The organism is Selenomonas sp. GACV-9, from assembly GCA_900116485.1.
Lineage (GTDB): Bacteria > Bacillota > Negativicutes > Selenomonadales > Selenomonadaceae > Selenomonas_A > Selenomonas_A ruminantium_G.
The window spans coordinates 1-3,600 of sequence record FPAX01000035.1 but is presented as its reverse complement, the minus strand read 5'-3'; the positions used below and the strand labels follow the sequence as shown (position 1 = coordinate 3,600).

The 3,600-nt window shown below is 51.7% G+C and carries 3 protein-coding genes; 1 reads left to right on the top strand and 2 read right to left on the bottom strand.

Annotation, left to right across the window (positions count from 1 at the left end; translation table 11 throughout):
- Window positions 1-197: 197 nt before the first annotated feature.
- A complete protein-coding gene (locus BM322_RS13270) occupies window positions 198-1,940 on the bottom strand; it encodes a methyl-accepting chemotaxis protein (protein ID WP_075431223.1) in 1,743 nt (580 codons plus the stop codon).
- 235 nt (window positions 1,941-2,175) lie between these two features.
- Here BM322_RS13270 and BM322_RS13265 point away from each other — a divergent pair, with 235 nt between their 5' ends.
- Window positions 2,176-2,889: a sigma-70 family RNA polymerase sigma factor gene (locus BM322_RS13265; RefSeq protein ID WP_082334503.1), complete on the top strand. Its 714-nt coding sequence runs from the start codon at window positions 2,176-2,178 to the stop codon at window positions 2,887-2,889.
- Between the two features lie 57 nt (window positions 2,890-2,946).
- Here the strand turns inward: BM322_RS13265 and BM322_RS13260 are convergent, their stop codons facing one another.
- Window positions 2,947-3,396, bottom strand: coding sequence for a hypothetical protein (locus BM322_RS13260; protein ID WP_075431221.1), 450 nt, complete (start codon window positions 3,394-3,396; stop codon window positions 2,947-2,949).
- Window positions 3,397-3,600: the final 204 nt, after the last annotated feature.

The following is a 3,600-nucleotide window of genomic DNA, read 5'->3' as shown; positions in this document are numbered from 1 at the left end:
GCGCGCCGCCGGCCTGCCCGGCGCATGTACCTAGGTACGTACACCCTGCCAGCGCGGGTCATTTAGCGGAGCGGAGAAAAAGTGCACCCACCCTCGCCCAAGCTGAGCTGTAGCAAGCTTATTGTAATCTCGCACTGACAGACAAACTGCAATTGAAAAAGTCCGCTGACTCTTTCATGAGTCAACGGACCTCTCTATCAGATGCGGAATTTCCTGATTTCGTCCTGCAGCGCCTGCGATACAGTTGTCAGGTTATGCGCCGAGGAGGCAATCTCCTCTACCGATGCCGACTGCTCTTCAGTTGCTGCCGAAACCGTCTGCGTCTCGCTCGACACAGAATTGCTGGCCTCACTGAGGCGGTCGGCTGTAGCAACGATGCCATCCATGCCGCTTGCCACCATCTGGACACGCTCACTCATCGAGCGGATTTCTTCATCCATATCCGTCATCAAGGCAACAATCTCGCCGAAGGTCTTGCCGGCCTGATCCATGATCATCGCACCAGACTTCGTCTCCTGCGTGCCATTCTGCATCGAAGCAACGGCCTCCTCCGTGTCAGCCTGGATGCCGTGGATGAGTTCAGCAATCTCTGTTACGGCCTGGCTCGAGCTTTCGGCCAGTTTGCGGACCTCCTCTGCTACGACCGAGAAGCCACGGCCGGCCTCACCAGCACGAGCAGCCTCGATAGCAGCATTGAGCGCCAGCAGGTTCGTCTGCTCAGCAATCGCCGAGATAGTCTCGACAATCTGCCCGATCTGCTGCGAACGTTCGCCCAGCGAAGCGACGACCTTCGCTGAATCGTTGACGGACACGCCGATATGACGCATCTGCTCCACCGCTTTGTTGATGGCAGCCATGCCTTCATCGGCCTTGCTCTGTGCATGGTCAGCATGCTCCAGGACAGTGCTCGTCCCATCATTTACCTGTGCGATTTCCTTGCGGATCTCATCTACCGTCGACTTCGTGGCCTCGGCCATCTGATTCTGCTCAGCCGCCGACTCGGCCACGCGCGTGATCGACTCGGCAATCTGGGTAGCTGCCTGGGCCGACTGCTCCGAGCCCGTGCGCAGGAGCTCGGCTGCATTTGCCGACTCATCGGCACTCTGCTGGATCTTGCGAACCATCTTAGCTAGTTTGTCGATTACCATATTATAATGACCAGCCAGCTGACCGAGCTCATCGCCAGTGAGGATCGTTGCCCGCTCACGCAGGTTGCCATCCCCCATCTTGCTCGAGATATCCTCCAGTACCTTGACACCGCTGCTGATATTGCGGCTCAAATACAGCGAAGACAGGATGATCATGACAAAGGCTGCGACGAGCAAGACGATGCTGACCGTAACCCCCCGCTGATAGACAGCAGCAGCTTCAGCATTGGCCTCATTGGCACTGTCAATGTTGAGCTTCGTGAACTCCTCGAGAGCACCGGCAATGACATCGTACTGCTTGAACCCATCGACCGTGATGCCCTGCATCATCGCATCTTTGTTCTTGCCCTCAAAATCAGCTCGTATCTTCTTATTGATAGCAAAGTTCTTATCGAGCTCCTGCTTGAGCTTGTCGAACTTCTCCTTATTTGCCTTTGCCTTCTCCGGATTGACTGCCATCTCCCGCTCCAGCGCCGCTTCGTATGTCGCGATGCCCTTCTGGATATTATCCTGATGCATCAGCGTATCCTTGCGCGCCTTTTCGATGACTGCTGGATCCGTCACATGCGTATACTTATAAGCATCAAAGCGCATGTTGGCCGAATCCTCATACATGCGATGCGAAGCATCAGTCATGATGAGCCAGTTCTCTGTGATTTCCGTGGATTTCTTATCCAATGCATTCAGGTTGTATATACCCACACCACCCATGATGCATGCCACCAGCATTACCACAGCAAAGGTAAGCTGTATCTTCGTGCGGATCGCACAGTTGTCCAACCAAGCAAACATTCAAAAACTCCTCCCAAAGTATCCATTTCCAATTATAGTCGGTCACACATCGCCATTTATTATATATTATATCATAAATTAATATGCTTACAAACTAAAAAAAAATGCCTGTTTATTAAAATCAGATAAATAAATTAGAGAAAAACACATATTATCTGAAAAAGATACAGTCTTTAGTCCTATTGACTTTTAAGATTCTGTAATGTTACACTAATAATCAGCAAACAAGGAGGAAATGGGATATCAAACTATGGACACCAATAATGCAATAGCTCTGATTCTGGAATACCAGCAGACCGGCAACCCGCAGCTAGGCTCCAAACTAGTGGCGGAGTATGATTATTTGGTCACTAACATCTGCCGTCCGCTGTATATGAACTGGGCCGAACACGATGACCTGTTGCAGGAAGGACGTATCGGGCTCTACAAGGCGCTCAAGGATTACCAGGCTGATCGCGGCGTATCCTTCGTCTCCTTTGCCAGCCGCTGCATCCGCTGTGAATGCATCTCGGCTATCAACAAGGCCAATCGTTATAAACACGCCATCCTCAATCAGGCGCTGTCCTTGAATGCCGCTGTCTTCGAGGACAACGAGAAGACCAGCTGGCTCGACACGCTGGTCGACCCGAATACCAGACCGCTTTCGCACGATCTTATACTCCACGAAGAATACGAAAGCTGCCGCAAGGTACTCAGCAAGATATTGTCGCCCTATGCTTATGAAGTGTTTATTGCCCGCCTGCGCGGCGGCAGCTATGAGCGTATCAGCGAGCAGCTCGGTCACGACAGCAAATCCATCGACAACGCTCTGCAGCGTTGCCGTCAGCGGATTTCGACTTATCTTGCCAGCAGCGATGATGAAATGGATTCCGATGCTTTACGCCATTTCTGTGAACTCGTTGCCGACAATCTCACACCAGCACCTGAATTATCGCAGATGGTTTCCTGATGCAATCTGCAAAGCAAAAGAGCTGAGAGAAAGTTGTATTACTTCTCTCAGCTCTTTTTATTTAGCCAGTTCCTCAGCTGCCTTGAGGCTCTTTTCCATGTTCGCCATGACCTCAGGCGTCACGTTGCCCTGTCCAGCCCGCTTGAGGATCTGCGCATGATGCATGATATCCTCGATATTGTCGATGTATTCTTTCTCCGCCGCATACAAGGTGGCAAAGATTTGTTCTTTGCCGCCCCCCAGTACAGAGGCGGCCAGTTTCTTCAATTCCTTCAGCGTTTTTTTCTGCGTCAGGATAAAGCCGACGTTCTCCCGGCCCACCCGGGCCAGCGCGCCATCAATCTTGTCGTGCAACGCCTGGATCTCACGCATATTTCCCTGCAGCATGCTGAGCTGGTCTTTCTTGCGGCGCAGTGCCGCCAGCTCTGCCGGCGTATGCGCATGATGGGCATGATGCGCATCGCCATGCTCATGATAATGCCCGCAGGCACAGATTTCTTCCGTCATCAAATCGCTCCTTGAAATACTCTTTTCTTACTATCTTTGCTATCCATTATACAGGACAAAATGAAAAAATACCAAATAGCCTAGGTACAAATTGCAGTTTGTCTGTTAGTGCGCGATTACAATAAGCTTGATACAGCTCAGCTTGGGCGAGGGTGGGTGCACTTTTTCTCCGCTCCGCTAAATGACCCGCGCTGGCAGGTTGTA

What these genes read in the sequence shown, in the direction of transcription:
- BM322_RS13260 (WP_075431221.1), bottom strand. Translation starts at nt 3,396, where the DNA reads ATGACGGAAGAAATCTGTGCCTGCGGGCATTATCATGAGCATGGCGAT.
- BM322_RS13265 (WP_082334503.1), top strand. Translation starts at nt 2,176, where the DNA reads ATGGGATATCAAACTATGGACACCAATAATGCAATAGCTCTGATTCTG.
- BM322_RS13270 (WP_075431223.1), bottom strand. Translation starts at nt 1,940, where the DNA reads ATGTTTGCTTGGTTGGACAACTGTGCGATCCGCACGAAGATACAGCTT.